At 53.6% G+C, this 15,954-nt stretch carries 14 protein-coding genes; 7 read left to right on the top strand and 7 right to left on the bottom strand.

The window, feature by feature from the left end:
* Window positions 1-82 precede the first annotated feature (82 nt).
* Window positions 83-1,819 carry a site-specific integrase gene (locus FIU93_RS01510; protein ID WP_173017240.1) on the top strand — a complete coding sequence of 579 codons (1,737 nt, stop codon included), beginning with the start codon at window positions 83-85 and terminating at the stop codon, window positions 1,817-1,819.
* On the top strand, window positions 1,816-3,432 hold the full coding sequence (locus FIU93_RS01505; protein WP_152504657.1) for a hypothetical protein: 1,617 nt from the start codon (window positions 1,816-1,818) through the stop codon (window positions 3,430-3,432). The genes FIU93_RS01510 and FIU93_RS01505 overlap by 4 nt, the downstream gene beginning before the upstream one ends.
* A gap of 134 nt (window positions 3,433-3,566) precedes the next feature.
* Here FIU93_RS01505 and FIU93_RS01500 read toward each other — a convergent pair whose 3' ends face one another.
* The 4 genes from FIU93_RS01500 to FIU93_RS01485 form a co-directional block, all read right to left on the bottom strand.
* The gene (locus tag FIU93_RS01500) at window positions 3,567-5,030 is read right to left on the bottom strand and encodes an AAA family ATPase (protein WP_209010265.1); all 1,464 of its coding nucleotides are present in this window, start codon (window positions 5,028-5,030) and stop codon (window positions 3,567-3,569) included.
* A gap of 185 nt (window positions 5,031-5,215) precedes the next feature.
* Entirely contained in the window at window positions 5,216-5,878 is a 663-nt protein-coding gene (locus FIU93_RS01495; protein ID WP_152504656.1) for a recombinase family protein, read from the bottom strand.
* Between the two features lie 215 nt (window positions 5,879-6,093).
* Window positions 6,094-7,971, bottom strand: coding sequence for a hypothetical protein (locus tag FIU93_RS01490; protein ID WP_152504655.1), 1,878 nt, complete (start codon window positions 7,969-7,971; stop codon window positions 6,094-6,096).
* Window positions 7,972-8,151: 180 nt separating this feature from the next.
* Window positions 8,152-8,508, bottom strand: coding sequence for a MarR family winged helix-turn-helix transcriptional regulator (locus FIU93_RS01485; protein ID WP_145903665.1), 357 nt, complete (start codon window positions 8,506-8,508; stop codon window positions 8,152-8,154).
* A 576-nt stretch (window positions 8,509-9,084) separates the two neighbouring features.
* Between FIU93_RS01485 and FIU93_RS01480 the strand changes: the two genes are divergently transcribed.
* Window positions 9,085-9,759, top strand: coding sequence for a hypothetical protein (locus tag FIU93_RS01480; protein ID WP_152504654.1), 675 nt, complete (start codon window positions 9,085-9,087; stop codon window positions 9,757-9,759).
* Window positions 9,760-9,845: 86 nt separating this feature from the next.
* Here the strand turns inward: FIU93_RS01480 and FIU93_RS01475 are convergent, their stop codons facing one another.
* The 3 genes from FIU93_RS01475 to FIU93_RS01465 are packed head-to-tail and all read right to left on the bottom strand — an operon-like array spanning window position 9,846 to window position 12,017.
* Window positions 9,846-10,898: a hypothetical protein gene (locus tag FIU93_RS01475; protein WP_152504653.1), complete on the bottom strand. Its 1,053-nt coding sequence runs from the start codon at window positions 10,896-10,898 to the stop codon at window positions 9,846-9,848.
* Window positions 10,882-11,382: a hypothetical protein gene (locus FIU93_RS01470; protein ID WP_152504652.1), complete on the bottom strand. Its 501-nt coding sequence runs from the start codon at window positions 11,380-11,382 to the stop codon at window positions 10,882-10,884. Before FIU93_RS01470 ends, FIU93_RS01475 begins: the two co-directional genes overlap by 17 nt.
* Window positions 11,379-12,017, bottom strand: a complete 639-nt coding sequence (locus FIU93_RS01465) for a hypothetical protein (protein ID WP_152504651.1) — start codon at window positions 12,015-12,017, stop codon at window positions 11,379-11,381. Before FIU93_RS01465 ends, FIU93_RS01470 begins: the two co-directional genes overlap by 4 nt.
* Window positions 12,018-12,190: 173 nt before the next feature.
* Here FIU93_RS01465 and FIU93_RS01460 point away from each other — a divergent pair, with 173 nt between their 5' ends.
* The 4 genes from FIU93_RS01460 to FIU93_RS01445 all read left to right on the top strand — a co-directional run bounded on the left by FIU93_RS01460 (window position 12,191) and on the right by FIU93_RS01445 (window position 15,923).
* Entirely contained in the window at window positions 12,191-12,586 is a 396-nt protein-coding gene (locus tag FIU93_RS01460) for a hypothetical protein (RefSeq protein ID WP_152504650.1), read from the top strand.
* A 73-nt stretch (window positions 12,587-12,659) separates the two neighbouring features.
* Window positions 12,660-14,174, top strand: a complete 1,515-nt coding sequence (locus FIU93_RS01455; RefSeq protein WP_152504649.1) for a type I restriction-modification system subunit M — start codon at window positions 12,660-12,662, stop codon at window positions 14,172-14,174.
* Window positions 14,164-15,321 (top strand): restriction endonuclease subunit S, encoded by a 1,158-nt coding sequence (locus FIU93_RS01450; protein WP_152504648.1) that lies wholly within the window; start codon window positions 14,164-14,166, stop codon window positions 15,319-15,321. Before FIU93_RS01455 ends, FIU93_RS01450 begins: the two co-directional genes overlap by 11 nt.
* 68 nt (window positions 15,322-15,389) lie before the next feature.
* A complete protein-coding gene (locus FIU93_RS01445) occupies window positions 15,390-15,923 on the top strand; it encodes a hypothetical protein (protein WP_152504647.1) in 534 nt (177 codons plus the stop codon).
* The last annotated feature ends 31 nt before the right edge of the window (window positions 15,924-15,954 follow it).

The raw sequence follows: 15,954 nt of genomic DNA, 5'->3' as shown, positions 1-15,954 counted from the left end.
TTGGATTCAATAACTTATTGATATGCAAGACACTCTTGCGACCACTGCTACAGGAAACTGCTACAGCGAGGGTCTAAAAAAGGTGTCTGGCCATACCCGTTTGTACCGCCGTGGAGCGGTCTATTATCACCGTGCCGTCGTGCCTGCCGACATCGTGGATACCTATGGCAAACGAGAGGAGCTGATCTCTCTTCGGACCAAGGACCGCGCCGAGGCTCTCCGCAAGGTACGTATCAAGGCCGTGGAGATCGACAACCGGTTCGACGAGCATCGGCGCTCGCTACGAGCACGTGACACGGTGCCTATTGTTGATGAGCTTTCTCCTGACCAGATCCAGGCCATCAAGGCCATCTATCATGCGCATCTGCTGGAAGAGGACGAAGCTGTCCGATTGGACGGTTTCCGGGAAGACCATGAAGTCCAGCCCGAACTGCCGACACCGTCGTTTAACGACTGGGAAGCGACCACTGATGAGCTTGAGAAACATGTTCGACAGCTACGGGGTCGGTTCAGGGTAGAGCCACACTACGAGTTTGAAGTCAACGAGGTGTCGGAATGGCCGGAGGTGAACCTGAAGGTGTCTCCTGGCACCAAGGCGTTCAAGCAGTTTGCTGCAGCGCTGCAGGACGCGACCCTCCAGGCTTTCGCGGACATGCAGAGCCGGAATGAGGGGAACTATGTGGCGACTCCTGATCCCAAGATCGAATTGACGCGAGTATGCCCCAAGCTTTCTGTCGTTTTGGAAGACTGGATCAAGGAGAAGTCAAAAGAGGATTGGACAGAGGCGACAGCCAAGGAGCATAGGGTCTGGGCCGAGCAGTTCATGCTGTTGTGTGGAGATCGGCCTATCAACGAATACGGCAAAGACGATGCCCGCCGTTTCAAGCAGGTGCTGCTGCGTCTGCCGTCCAACTGGAAGAAGAAGGCGGTGCTCCGGGAGATGTCTATTGAGCGGGCTGCAGAGACGGCTGTGTCGCTCGATATACCATCCATGTCGACAACCAGCGTCAACAAGATCCTGCGCTTCGTCGGTTCCTTCTGGCGCTGGGCACAGAGTCACTACGACGACATACCCGGCAACCTGTTTGATGGTCTCAGCCTGTCGACGCGACGCGTTCAGGCGAAGGAAGAGCGGCATCCTTTCACTCTTGCCGAACTCTCCAGCCTCTTCACCTCGACGATCTACACTGGCTGCAAGTCGGCGCGGGAGTGGAAGAAGCCTGGAGATGTCGTCCTCATGACGGATGCGAAATACTGGGTGCCGGTGATCAGCCTGTTCACAGGAGCCAGGTTGAACGAGATCCTGCAGCTTTACGTCGCCGACGTGGTGGAAAAGCACGGCGTGACCTGCATCTCGATCAATGATGACGGGGAGGACAAGAAGCTGAAGACCAAGTCCTCCAAGCGCGACATCCCGGTCCATGCCGAACTCGAGTCGCTGGACTTCCTCAAGTTCGTCCAGAATCGGAAAGACGAGGGTTCGAAGCGCCTGTTCCCCGAGACCCAGGTCGGCCCCAATGGGAGCTACTCCGGGCCTTTCTCAAAGCACTTCAAGCGTTTCATGCTGGAGGCAGGTATCGAGCGTAAGGGCGTCAGCTTCCATAGCTTCCGGCACAACTTCGAGGACTTCTGCCGAGCTGCCGGGATGAACATGGACTTCGCCGACTTCCTCCAAGGCCACATGCAGGTCGGAATGCGCAGCCGCTATGGTTACGGCGAGGTCTTCTATCGCGAGTTGAATAACGCTATGCAGTCGCTGAAGTTTGATGGGGTGGATTTGTCCGCGATTCGAATGAATTCAGCCGTGAAGTTTGAGTGAGCAGGTTTCTGTACTGGCAAAGCCTGGAAATGCGATTACCCAATGGTAAAGTAGGAGCGGGATTGCGCGATAGATATCGAAAAAGATTACGGCGCTACCTAGAACTCGCGTCAGATGAGGCGTTTGTCCAACTAGTTTGGGCCGCTAACCTCTTGCAGTCCGGACATTCTACTGTTGGATTACGCTTTCTACTGAACGTTCACACCAATGCGATTACAGAGGATCTAGCAAGCCCACATCATATTCATAAATGGGAATTAGAGACGCTTGTTAACGAGCTATTGGTCGTCCCGAAAAGAACGAAGCCTATTCGCGGTCAGTGGCGTCATTTGGACTGCCGGAAATACAACGCGCTTATTGATATTCTGAATACGTTGCGCGATCTCGAAAATTCAGAGGCCGGGATAAAACTTCGACATATGGATGTTTTCAAAGAAATGCCGCGTATTGCTGCTCGACAGTTCGATTGGCAGCGTGGCTGGGCCAATATTCCGCAATTCTACCGCTCGACTTTCATTTACGGGCAGGGGCGCTCTGCTGAATACTTTGAGTCGACACATGGATTGACGGTGAATGAATTCTCGTTGATCGGCTTTGCTCTATACGCACTATTGAACAAACAGCCGGTTGCCAATCGCACAATGGACTTTGGCAATCTGCCGCTTAGTCAAGAGAAATACCATGCAGCGCTTCGCCTTCTTGCCCTTCCAAAGAGCGAAGCGCAATTGCTGGCGAGGAGCATTAGACGACGGCACTGGCCTATAGCATACCAACCAAGCGTCTTAAGGCGTTTTCCTTGCCTCATATTCGGAGGCGAGAGTTTTCGTATTCGATCCCCTTTACCTCAGCTTATTTTGGAGCGCGTAACCTCAGGGATTTTTTACGATATTGTAGATGGCCCTGGAGACGTGCGTGACGAATATGGCCGCCGCTTTGAGCAATATGCGTTCCATTATCTGTGCGCGATGCTGCCAAGTATTCCGTGGCGGGAGGAGTACGGCTATCGGTGGCGTAAAGCTGAAACGAAAAGCCCGGACATTCTTTGGATAGCGGGACAGCAAGCCAGAATTGCGTTTGAATGTAAGGCGACGCGAATGTCGATTGATGCACGTTTCGCTGATGATCCGCTGAGTGAGCGTGGCTATAATGATATCGTAAAGGCCGTTTTCCAACTCTGGCGCTATTTTTCGCACTGCAGGCGTGGGTTGACCGGTTACGAGGCTCATGAAAAGGCCACAGGAGTTGTCTTAACGCTCGATAGTTGGTTGCTTATGGGTAGTAGCCTTATCGATGACTTAATGGAAAAAGCTATCGCAATGGCTGCGGACAAGGATCCGGACATCACTCCGGAAGATCGTAAGCCGATACTCTTTTGCGCTATGACTGATCTAGAGGAAACGCTTGCAACCGCTGACGCCGAAACCTTTGAAGCTGCAATTGATCTGGCTGTCGCGGAAGAACGCCAGGGTTGGAAGCTCTCAAGTAGTCTCGATGAAGTTCGACCTGAAAACGTTGCATCCAAGGCGTTCCCATTTAAGGAGAGAATGGGTGATTTACTTCCGTGGCGGGACTGGATTGAAGACGAGCGAAAACGGAGGACGAATCAGCTGTAATCTGATGCAGAGTTTCTCGACTGTAGGTTTTGACCGGATTGATAGTTTGTCAACCGACCTAATCCATAGGCTTGTCGCTAACCGGCGCGTAACCATGTATGCACGTTAAGTTTCCGTATAATTGAAATGAATTATTATTCTGAATTTCTGAAGATTATATCTTCAACCATATCATTTCCGAGGAAATATACTAGCATGTTGTTATTGGAAAGGTCTTCTTTATTCAGGTTTCCAATCGCTTGACCGACAACAACTTCCCAAGGCTTTTTGCAGTTGGAGATTGAGCAGACAAGTTGGCGTATTTTTTTGATCTTCTTGTGGCGAAATCGATCTTTGTCGACAATTAGTTCTTTTATGAGGTCAACATCTCGATGATTTGGATCGTTTTTGGCCCAAACCTTGGCTGCTGCTACAAACTCATCCCAGGTCGTTTTCATAACTGAGAGGCATGGGTCGCTTAGTAGCGTGTTCTCGATAGCATAGCAGTGTAGTCGGTATCGCTTGAGCGGTAGATTGTGTTCAAGCGGTTCATTAACTACGCCGTCGCCGTCGCGCAACGAGAATGCGACAGGTTCATCGTAAAGCGTATTGAGAATGCCGAGGCAGAACTTTTCAAGCTCGGTCTGCTGATCGACGCTACACGCTAATACTGGAAATACCTTAATTCTCCCCCGCGAAGTACGTGCAGCTTGCTGCCAGACTCGTTCGTCGTCCTCGCCTTCAAGGATAAGCGCGGCATCTTGGTTCAACGAAAGTGACAAGGGGTGGCCGAAAAACGGTGCAACCTTGCGCAGTTCCTCACTGGCCGGTGCGAGCTTGATGGAATCGACAGTGAAATTCTTCGTGCCGATTGATACGTATTTTGAGTCCGCAAGTGAACATATCAAGGGGCTGCTATGCGTAGCGATACAAATCGCAATGCTATCTGCGTGCTCCTTGAACTCATCAAGCATAGAAATGATCAGTTTTCCTAGTCGCCCCTGGAGGTCAGGGTGAAGATGAACGTCAGGTTCATCAAGAAGTAGGACATTAAATTTCGCAGGGTCAATCGTGTCAAAGAAATAAAGAATCTCTGAGGCTAGTGCGACTGCTTCTGATTCTCCGCTGCTAATCTGGTCTGAATTTAGTATTTTTCCATCAAAAAGTGAGCGAAACTCGAAATCTGTGCTTCCCATCTCCAGAGAAATATTTGTAAGTAGTCGATTAATTTTACTCAGCCGATCTGCTTCAAAGTTTCTCGTAGGATCCATTCGAATTTCAGGAGTTCCGGCAAGTCGACGCAGATAAAGGGTTTCGGCTTCGCGAAACAGCGTTGCTGAGGCAGCTTTGAAGTTATTTGCCTGATTGGCTGATCGAACTTGTCGCAGCCAACCTGGGCTGTTATTTATTTGTGTGAGGACATTGCCGTCGCGTTTGAAAGTTCCAGCCCGTTCAGGACTTACGTAATGAGCATAAAAATCTTGTTCTTGCCGGCTTGAACTTTCCTCGATGTCTCGAAGCAATCGGCTCTTACCAGCGCCGTTACGACCCATAATAACGTTGATGTTATTTAGTCCAATAAGGTGGGCGGTTGCCCCCCTTAGCTCTTGTACCTTCAACGTTTAACCCCATACTTTCCTAGTTTCTCTATATCGAATTAGAAGTGTCTGCAAATTAGTCTACCTGTCGTGTTCCAAACGAAACTAGGCTAAGTCAGCCATGCGTTATATTGGCTGAAGGTGCAGTGGCTTTCGGCTGCTAATAGCTATCACTTTAGAGCCGGTGCATTGTTTTAACGGTGCAGTTAAGAGTTGCCAAGCCGATCGAGCGTCCGCTTGACCTGCATGGCGGTCCACTTCCCATTCCGTGCAGTCGGAATGTCGAGTGTGTTCAGCTCACCAGCTATAGCTCTCAATGACATGCCCGCCTTTTTCATCGGCAAGATGGCACCTTTGAGTTTCTCGGCGCGGCGCTGGGCATCCGCTTTGACGACCTTATTCCTCTTCATCGTCTTGTCGCGGAGACCGCCGAGTTGCTTGCCACGGCGTTTGGCCTCTGCAAGAGCTGCCTTGGTGCGGGCACTGATGAAATCCCGCTCCTGCTCAGCCAGGGCCGCGTAGATGTGCAGCTGGAATTTGTCCGCATAGGGCATCTGGGCCACACGGATGGAGAGCTTCGGATCATCCATTAGGCTGGCGATGAAGGAGACCTTGCGCGACAGCCTGTCGAGCTTGGCAACCAGTAGCTCGGCATCCTCCTTCTTGGCCAGCTCTATAGCCTTCTTAAGCTCGGGGCGGTCGTTGTTGCCGCCGCTCAGAATATCAACAAATGAAGACACAATCTCGAAGGGAACATCAGAAAACCCATCGAGAAAGAGTTGGATGTCGCGCTCCTGCGCCTCCAGTCCCAACCCGCTGCGTCCCTGTTCAGCTGTACTCACACGTTTGTAGATCACGTATTTCTTCATAGCCTTAGCCACCCCATCTCAACGTTGAATGGGAGTCTAACGAAGTGTTGTATCAAACGTCAAGGAACGTTGTGACTGTTACAAAAATGAAGACACCCCAAATTTGGATAGAAGCAACAGGGGTTATTGATCGCAAGGTGAGGTATGGGGGGAAACGCATCTCCCCCCACTATTGATAAGTCGCTCAGATTTTTGACCCACACAACATTTCTGGGTCAGTCACCGCCCAGGATGGGATGGAAGAAGCGGATGAACGCATTCGCTCCTTTACGGTTGCCGATCATGTGCTCCTGAAGCCCTAATTCGGTCAACTCAGCACGAAAGTGCTCGCACTTGCGTATCTTGGTCAGTTGTTTTCGATCCGAGATACCAACAGCCTCCTGCACTTCTTTGAAGAGGATAACCGCATCCGGGTCTTCAGCCCGACGAGTTGCGATGTAGTCGAGGACCGCTCTCTTCTTCTGTCCTTGAAGCCTCCGACGCGACGGCGACCATGTGGTGACCTGACAGCCAGAGAACCAGTCAGCCAGCTTGTCACGTATTCCGCTTGCCTTGGCTGCGATGAAGTAGGCCTTACAGGGTTTGCACCGTCCCCCATCATTGCCTCGAACCGAAGCCCGACACAGAGCCTGGTAGATGTTATGGCCATGTTCTCCGAGACGGATTGCACCCACCGCCGAGTGTGCCAGCTCCTGGTTTACCGGTCTCCCGCTGCAGGCATATGCAAGACCGGAGTACTGCCAATCGGGCAAGCAATATGTGCTGGCTATGACTACATTGGGTATGTCAGCGAAGGCGTTGGTCGCGGTGTGTTGGCCCCAGGTGACGAACTGGACCCGGTCTCTGGCGGTCGTTACTTGCTCAAGGATCAGCTTCGGAATTGAGATGGAGACGAAGTCCTTGTGACAGACCACAAGCCAAGGTTCATCCGGTTTGCTGTCGATCACCGTCGCGATCTCAACCGCCAGTCGGTCATCGTTCTTCGTCCAGCTGTCTTTGCCTGAGCCCTGGTCGAGAACATGCACGGTCAGGGCAGAATAGTCCTTAGGGGCAGACCTCAGGCGCACTAGGCCTGTGCGGTGACGATTCCAACAGTTGTAGGTCTCGCGGACACGTCCGGAAGCGTCGAGGACCAGAAGCGGGGCCATGTCTGTCGGTAATGCGTCTCGGGTGTAGAGCGCAACCTTCTGCTTGCCTTGACCCGGCAAGATCCGGACTGGTCGTCCTGACATCGCGGCCAGCGCGTCCAGATTGCGACGCAGAGACCCGCCATGATCTGACGAGACACGGAGGCCCGTCAGTCCTTCGAAGGCAGGTATGGTGATGACCGAGCCCGATGGTGCGCTCACCGTTTTCCCGAGAAGGTCCTGGACTTGATCCGCAGTGGTGACAGCCATTCGACGCAGATAGGGGAGAAGCTCGCCCAAGTCGTCGCTGCTGAGCGTCACGACTTCGCCGGGCTCCAGCGTCTCATCCCAGACACGGACATCACGGACACGATGTAGATAATAGAAAGCCGAACACTGTTCAAAGCTCCCGCCTTTGCACCTGCTCGTTAGCATCTGCTGTGTCGTGAAGAGGACTTGGGCATCATTGACCGGTGTGGGGGATATGGCGTTGCACTCATCATCAGCGGTGTAGACTGCAAAGTCATCCGGACGAAGATTGGCCTCCTCGACCAGTCGTTCGATCTCTGCCTTGCGGGACAGGAAGACGACAACGCCAACATCTGCATGATCGGAAGAGCGTACAACTTCCTTCAGGAATTGAGTCAAGGCAGTGGTCTTCCCCATGCCGGGATCAAGACTGGAGAGGTGAACCTTCGGTGGACAGGTTCCGCTGAGCATGGCGGTTAGGGTGTCGACGACGTCGGACAGACCCGCCCACTGAGAAGGGGAAGGAGACTGACCATAACTCTGCAGTTGAAGCTTCAGCTTAGCGAGAACGCGGTCTTTGATCTCCGACGTTAACGAGGTGGGTGGGGTCAAAACTTCATTATAGCTATGGGAAAAATTGCCCCCCGATACGGGAGCGGGCAGGCAGCAGTCGATAGCCTGGGACGATACCCCAGCCAGTGTTGGTTGGTGTTTCATGGTTTTCTTGAAGGGTGGGAGGTGGAAACGAAAAGCGACGAGGAGAGCTACGGGCCTTCCATCGGTCGGTGTGCTCCTGATGGTGCTACTTATTTCTATGTAGGAGCGAATAGGGCTCTTCTCAGTATCAAGTTACCGGAGGTCTCGAGGGAGCGGCTGGAGACCCCGGAGCTCTCGAACTCAGAGGTGGGGCTGTGCTAACAACTGGATAACAACAGCCTTGCCTGCAGACGTTAGATCATGGCGATGCTTACGTGGGTCTTCGGGGTCCGGGTGAGAACTGACCCAGCCTAGACCGCCATATTTGCTTCGTGCGTCCCCCCTTCCGAGATAGCCAACTATTCTGGAAATAGTGCTCTGGTTAACGTCCATTTTTTCGGTGAGGTAGCGGCTCGTACAGCCGGGTTCATTTGCGAGATGAAGCAGCACCGCAACCTTAGCCAAGTCCATGTTGGGTGCCATTTCTTTACAGTAGCTCACCATTGAGAGGGTTGGTGCAGGATCCCAGGATTGGTCGGTCTGATTTGAGATGGTCATTGGTTTTCCTTGTGTTTGGAGATGCCATGATTGCTTTGGCAACCGGCAGAACAGCTAGGCGGAGAGATGCATGGATACGATCCTCCGGATTGCAGAGAATTATGCAGGCGAGCCCTGCGAGGTTTTTTGGAGGGGGCGATGGTGCAACTTTATTTGTTCTCGGGAGCTTTGATCTCGAGAAAACATCGAGAAATCCGGCTGACAAAGTCGCGACTGGCGCATCTAGGAATGGTGGCACTTGATTGGCGCTGGAAAAGAACTCTAGCGTAGCGCCGCCCTTTGGATTGAACTCGAATTTCTAAACCGCGAAAAGCTGCTCGACGAGCGACGTATCTAGCCCGCTGGCGGTTTTGCTCGTCGATGGTGTCACCTAATTCGACTGAAGGCCGAGAGGGGAAGTACGTTGCAGACAATTGCCTTCGACAATCCCGTCTCGGATATGATCTGAGGCACGGTAAAGCCCTCCTGCTCGCGCACCGTCCGCATGGAGCGGATCGTGTCAGGGTCAACCTGAGAACCTTTAGATTGTGAGTGGCGATCTATCAGGCTATCAGCTTCCCAAATGGAGGATGTATCGTGGCGCTTACGCAGGTTCAGGTTATCCAGTCGCTCGGTGAAGCACTGACATGGTACGAGCGGGAGCTGGACTGGGGTGTTGCACCGGGTGAGCTAAGACACCTGACAGGGCGGATCGGTGAACTCTATGCCGCAATGATCACACGGGGTCAGATGGCTCTGGACACCAACCAGCGTGGCTATGACGTCATCAGTGCCGAGAATGAACGGATCTCCGTCAAGACCGTAACCACGGCCAACCATGTGTCCTTCAATCCAAATACCCTTGAACTGTGTGATCGGGTGATGATCCTCCGCGTGAATGTGGACCCGGAAGAAGGCGTCTCAGTTGAAGAACTTCTCGATTGCTCCATCAATGAACTGAAGCAAAAAGTCGCTCCCTATGCTGACACCTTCAGGCTCTCGACTTTGCTGATTCAGAAACCCGCGAAACCACTCGACCATCTGAAGGTGGACAACGAAATCACCTTCGAAGGTTACACTCTCCGGCAATACGAAAACGGCACTATCGTTGTGCTGATTGGCGGGGAAGTTCAGTCTGTTGCCAAGCCCCACCTCAGGAAGATCGCAGCTGTTCTTGGCGTGGACATCCTGAATGGCAGCGGCGGCAAGAAGAACACGCGACAACTGGGTGCCGACATCATCAAGACGTTGAAGGCTCGCGGGGAGGCTTGAACACCCCACAGGGGGAAGCCAGCTCAGCCAGTACTCCGATTGGCCGCTCAGAAATTTGCACCAAACATTCCGGCTTCAGCGCCCGTCTAGGTTATCCCTGCAGACACACCGAAGGCGCTCGACAAGAATTCCAGCGTGGCGGCGTCCCGAAGCTTGCAGACAACGTTCTGATTGGCAAAGACCCCCCGGAATGTCTTCGCTTCAGCCATTGGATAAGTCCTGATCCAGTTTACGCCGACGGCGTATTCGGCCAGCTCCTCGTCGTCCCTATCGTGAGCGAGATTGGGTTGGACCAGTTGAACGGAAAGAAGGTTCCCGGACGCAGTGGCGAAGTCCCTCACCATGACTGCCGGAGCCGTCACTTCACCGTAGCCGACATAGCCTCGTCCCTTCTGGTAGGCGAATATCTTGTCTCCGATAGATAGTTGCTCAAGACGCCCTGAGTAGAAGCGGCCGTTGCCTGCTGAAATGAATCCATAACGGCGCATGTCTTCCCAGGACCTGTCCTCGCTCTCGCCGACATTGATGTACCAGTAGCCCGTCCACGGAGCTCGGACTTTCGAGGCTGATCGCTCCTCGACCTCATCCGGGTCCATCTGCCAGTCTGTAGCAAGAAGCTGCCGGTCGCCGTCCTGAAATATGCGGAACAGGGCAACGTTGATGGAAAGGTCATGCCTCTCGGCGAGATACTCCACGATCCGGTTGGTGGTGGCGTCAAGCTCACTCGCGATGATCACCATTCGGTGGTCCCCGTTGAGCGTCTCCGGAAGCCCCCTGTCGAAACGTTCCTGAAAGGCTGCAGGAAGCGGCTTGCTCAGATACCTATTGGCGAGGTCGTGCACATCCCGCGTGGTCAACCCTACTGCCCAGCTGGCGTAGTCCAGGACCTGCGCAACAATCTCTCGCGGCGTCCGGTCTCGCTTCAGCTCCAGGATCGCAAGATTGCCCGAAGCATCGAGCCCAAGCAGATCGAGGCGGCCACGGTTCTCGACAATGACTTGTCGACCGATGATCAAGACATCCAATCCGAGAATAGCGGGGTTTTCGGCGACCCAGGTTTCGATCTGCTCCTCGGTGGCGAGTGACGCCCTTGAGACAGGCTTGAGCCTGCCTGCAGTGACTTCAAAGAGACTGGTCATCAGCTGCCACCTGCCCTTTAGCCCAGAGAAAAACCTGCTCCTGCTGTTCCCGCAGGAAGACCTTCTCATCCGTCACGACGTATCCCAGCTCCTTTGCGGCAGACACGAAGCCTTTCAAGGTTTGAGGTTCCATGTCTCCAGTCATTAAGTTCTTCTGGTTGACGACGATGGCACTCAACAAGGGCCATCCTCGATGGTGGGCAAATTCAATAAGATCTCTCAGATGCGTATTCATCGCATAGTGTACCTTCGCCCAGTCAGCGCCGCTTTCGTCAGCAAGCTGCTTGTACGCAAGGAACCGGCCCTCTTTGGCGACCTTAGTTACCGCTTTCATTGTCTTCTTGAAATCGAGACCCTGCCCCTTTCTGCGGCTCCATTCCTCGAGCAGGTCGGGAAAGACTGGATCATCGGTTTTCTCAAGTCGACGGTAGTTGCCGATGAGGGTCTGCAGCTCGAAGTCGGTCCACTCATCTAACGATTTCACCGGGTTCCTCCCGAGTTGCCGCTTGGCGCTGCTGGTAGTCCTTCGAAAAATTCTCGATGCAGTCCACCGTGATTGGCCATACCGGGCTTCGTCAGCACACCCCTGGGTGCGGCGTAGCTGTCGATCCGGCGTTCGGGGTGCTCTCGCCAATTGACATTTACCGCCCAGCGTTTGGGAAAGAAGCAGAGCGTGTTGTAAGGCAGGTGGTCGTGGATCCACCAGGCGAGCCTTTGCCAGTCGCCTTTGTCCTTATAGCGGTCCCAGAACCACGGAATCACGATACAGGCCGTTGCCCCCAGACGTCCCTCCGTGTCCCGATAATCCCAGATGTGATCGGCAAAGTTGGCCTCGTTGCTCGCGCAATTGTGGCCGTGTTTGTTGCCGTAAGCGTTGACCTCCGGCGAGCGGTAGGCCGAGCGTATAGCAACATGTCCGAAAGCCGATCTGAGCGGTTCCAAAAGCTGCTCACAGAGCTGCGTCCCTGCTTCGATGGCGATGTCGGGATAATGCGGGATGTTGGGTATGCCGAAGAAGTTGGAGATCTCCGAATACAGAAAGTCACGCATGAAGAAGTTCTCCGACAAGTGCATACGTCCGAGTTCTTCAAGCGCTGGCACGGAGCCTGGCTGCTTCATATTCTTCCCCCCTTTTCTCCTTTGACACCACTCGCAGATTGTCACTCATTCCCGGGGTACGCACCTGCTTTCGTCCCTACGCCCTTAGCAAAGGAAAGCTAGAAGATCACACGCATACAATCTAGTGTTGCCGTTCGGGTTTGATTAAAAGCACACACTCAGGGGGCAGTGGCATGGGATATCGAGGAGAATTTGAAATCGCGGAACTCCCTTTGAAGCATACTGGGCAAGGACGAGCTGCGATCAACCATGAACGTCGTGATAATGCAGACAGGTTCGATATTGTCCGCATTTCAAGAAGTGATGGCCGGTCTGTACTAGCAACAGTTATTGGCCACTACAAAGCCGACAATGTCATTCAATTGGACTACGATCTCAGAGCACTACTCGGTGTCGTGCCATCAGAAAACCTCACATTGGAAATTGACAGGGTGGGCATTCTGGGAACTCTCATCTGGTATGCAACCGTCAGAGACCCTCAGGTTCGTGTCAGTGCGGTTTTGGCAATGGTATCGCTTGGTCTTGGTGTGATCGGCCTGGTACTGGGCATCATCAGCCTTGTTAAGTAATCCGCCTGCCTCTTCCCCTCGTGCTCCCCCCCGGCTAACGTCACCCCAATTTCTGACAACCACCGGGAATCATATGTCCGCCGAAAGAGTTTCTCAGGATCAGATCAACAAGGCCGCTTGGGCGGCGTGTGACACCTTTCGGGGCGTGGTCGATCCGTCGATCTACAAGGACTATGTCCTGACCATGCTCTTCCTGAAGTACATCTCGGATGTCTGGAAGGACCATTATGAGAGCTACAAGCGGGAGCATGGCGACCACCCCGAGCTGATCGCGGCGATGATGAAGGACGAGCAGTTCGTGCTGCCTGAAGGGGCCAGCTTCGATGCCCTTCATGCCCAGCGCCACAAGGCCGGGAACGGGGAGCGGATCGACCGGGCTCTTCATGCCATTGAGGAAGCCAACGGGGCGAAACTGAGGGATGTCTTTCAGGACATCTCCTTCAACGCCAATAAGCTGGGCGACGAGGAGCAGAAGAACGACATCCTGCGCCACCTGATGGAGGACTTCGCCAAGCCGACGCTGGACATGCGGCCCTCGCGGGTGGGCACCCTGGATATCATCGGCGGGGCCTACGAGTTCCTGATCTCCCGCTTTGCCGCAACGGCTGGCAAGAAGGCCGGGGAGTTCTATACCCCTGCGGAGGTCTCCATGCTCATGGCGCGGCTGGTGGAACCTCAGGAAGGCGACGAGATCTGTGATCCGACCTGCGGCTCCGGCTCGCTGCTCTTGAAGTGTGCCCGTGAGATCAAGTCGACCAACGGTAAGGCCCCCTATGCGCTCTTCGGTCAGGAAGCCATCGGGTCCACCTGGGCGCTCGCCAAGATGAACATGTTCCTGCATGGCGAGACCAACCATCAGATCGAATGGGGCGACACGATCTCCAACCCGAAGCTCAGAACGCAGGATGATACGCTGAGGCTGTTCGACGTGGTCGTCGCCAATCCGCCCTTCAGTCTCGACAAGTGGGGCTACGACAAGGCGGCGAACGATCCCTTCGGCAGGTTCGACCGAGGCCTGCCGCCCAAGACCAAGGGGGACTATGCCTTCATTTCCCACATGGTGGAGACGCTGAAGCCGACTAGTGGGCGCATGGCTGTCGTCGTACCCCACGGGGTGCTGTTCCGGGGCTCCTCCGAGGGCAAGATCCGTCAGCAGCTTGTTGAGGAGAACTTGCTGGATACCGTGATCGGCCTGCCCGAGAAGCTGTTCTTCGGCACCGGCATTCCGGCTGCGATCCTCGTTCTCAGGAAGAAGAAGGCCGACGACAAGGTGCTCTTCATCGATGCCTCACGAGAGTATATCGAGGGCACCAACCAGAACCGGCTGGGGGACGAGCAGCTCGACAGGATCTTCTCCGCCTTCGATGACCGGGAGAGTCTCAACAAGTACGCCAAGCTCGCCAGCCTTGAGGAGATCAAGGAGAACGACTTCAATCTCAATATCCCGCGCTACGTGGACACCTTCGAGGAGGAGGACGAGATCGACCTCATGGCCGTTCGTCAGGAGCGGGAAGCCTTGAAGTCCGAGATGGCGGATCTGGAAGCCAAGATGGACGGTTACCTGAAGGAGCTTGGATATGGTTCCTGAGGGATGGGTAGCGACGACACTTGGCGAGCTTGTGCGCATTCGCGGCGGGAAAGCTCCTGCGAGTCTCGACACACGGGATTACGGGCCAATTCCATACTTGAAAGTCGAAGACCTCAACAACTCGACCAAATACCAGTCTCGAAGCAGAAACTATGTTGAACAAGCGTCTAAGCCAGTAGCAGCCAATGCCATCCTTTTCCCGAAACGTGGAGCGGCTATTTCAGGAAACAAAGTTCGAATAGCCGAAGTTCCAAACATCATCGACTCCAACATGATGGCTCTGGAAGTCGACGGCGACAAAGCGGACTATGAATTCCTCTACTACAAGATATTAGATGAAGGTCTATACCGTATAGCCGACACGTCTACTATACCGCAGATCAACAACAAGCACATCAATCCTTATCCGGTGAACCTTCCCCCACTCCCCGAACAGAAGAAGATCTCCGAGATCCTCTCGACATGGGACAAGGCCATCGAGACGACCGAGAAGCTGCTCGCCAACGCCGAAGCCCAAAAGAAAGCCCTCATGCAGCAACTGCTGACCGGCAAACGTCGACTGAAGGGGTTCCAAGGGGAGTGGCGAGAGTTTCGACTAGGTCAAGTCTTTTCTGAGCGAGCTGAACGAGGCGGTGATGACTTACCGCTCCTCTCAATCACGTCCGGACGCGGGGTGATCTACCAGTCGGAAACTGATCGCAGAGACACTTCGAGAGAAGACAAATCAAGCTACAAGAGAATTCGTGAGGGTGATATCGGCTACAATACTATGCGCATGTGGCAGGGGGTTTCTGCTCTTTCCAGACTCGATGGTCTGGTAAGCCCTGCCTACACAATTGTTGTGCCAAGTGCATCTATACATGCGCGGTTTGCCGCACACCTTTTCAGACTTCCCTCACAGGTTCACAAGTTTCGGCGGTTTTCTCAGGGCCTCACATCAGACACGTGGAACCTAAAGTATCGACAGTTCGCAGAAGTACCCGCGTTGATCCCAACTTTCTCAGAGCAAGAAGCAATCGCTGAAGTCTTGGATCATTGCGATTTTGAAATACGAAACGCTAGAAGAACATGCGAGAAGCTGAGATCTGAGAAACGAGGCTTGATGCAGCAACTGCTGACAGGCAAGCGGCGGGTTCGCGTGGCTTGAAGGAATGCGTTTGTTTGTTCAACTCCTAATGGTACCTTCCGAAAGCGCTTATTCAGGGAGGGAGACTTATGAGCGAGGCAGATACTGTCGCCTATGCTGAGCAGCGATATCAGGAACTGGCGCAATCAGTCGATGACATCTTGTTGGGCCTGCCTACTGAGGCCTCGCGCCTCATGGCGATCTACGCCCGGCTTGAGTATGCCTTGATGAAACGTGAACGTCCGAATGGACAAAGTCCGACGTTTTCCAAAGATCAAGGAAACCAACTGGTAATTCTCTACGGGGATTACGTGAATGAAATTGTCGCGGACGACTTCTTCGACAGAGTGAAAGACCTTCCCGACGTAGGGTACTTGATACAAGAACCTCCGAGACGGCGGACAGTGGAAAACGGTTGGGTCGATGCGCAACCAATTACTGATAAGCGGAGCCTGTTCAAAGCAGTCAAACAAATACGCAACAATCTGCTTCACGGGAACAAATTCCGCATCCTTTTAGAAGGAGAGCAGGACCGTGATATTCGGCTCGTCGAAGCCGCGGCTAAAGTCCTCGTGAGAACAGCAGCCGAAGATGAATTGCTATTCAATCACTTCTACTACTGAACAAGTAGACATCATTGTGCGATGCCAATCC

This window comes from Labrenzia sp. THAF35 (assembly GCF_009363595.1).
Lineage (GTDB): Bacteria > Pseudomonadota > Alphaproteobacteria > Rhizobiales > Stappiaceae > Roseibium > Roseibium algicola.
The sequence above is the reverse complement of the archived record's forward strand: the minus strand, read 5'-3'. Positions and strand labels throughout refer to the sequence as shown.

Coding starts and splice junctions, on each gene's coding strand:
- FIU93_RS01450 (WP_152504648.1), top strand. CDS start 14,164: ATGGTTCCTGAGGGATGGGTAGCGACGACACTTGGCGAGCTTGTGCGC.
- FIU93_RS01455 (WP_152504649.1), top strand. CDS start 12,660: ATGTCCGCCGAAAGAGTTTCTCAGGATCAGATCAACAAGGCCGCTTGG.
- FIU93_RS01465 (WP_152504651.1), bottom strand. CDS start 12,017: ATGAAGCAGCCAGGCTCCGTGCCAGCGCTTGAAGAACTCGGACGTATG.
- FIU93_RS01495 (WP_152504656.1), bottom strand. CDS start 5,878: ATGAAGAAATACGTGATCTACAAACGTGTGAGTACAGCTGAACAGGGA.
- FIU93_RS01490 (WP_152504655.1), bottom strand. CDS start 7,971: ATGAAACACCAACCAACACTGGCTGGGGTATCGTCCCAGGCTATCGAC.
- FIU93_RS01460 (WP_152504650.1), top strand. CDS start 12,191: ATGGGATATCGAGGAGAATTTGAAATCGCGGAACTCCCTTTGAAGCAT.
- FIU93_RS01475 (WP_152504653.1), bottom strand. CDS start 10,898: ATGACCAGTCTCTTTGAAGTCACTGCAGGCAGGCTCAAGCCTGTCTCA.
- FIU93_RS01485 (WP_145903665.1), bottom strand. CDS start 8,508: ATGACCATCTCAAATCAGACCGACCAATCCTGGGATCCTGCACCAACC.
- FIU93_RS01445 (WP_152504647.1), top strand. CDS start 15,390: ATGAGCGAGGCAGATACTGTCGCCTATGCTGAGCAGCGATATCAGGAA.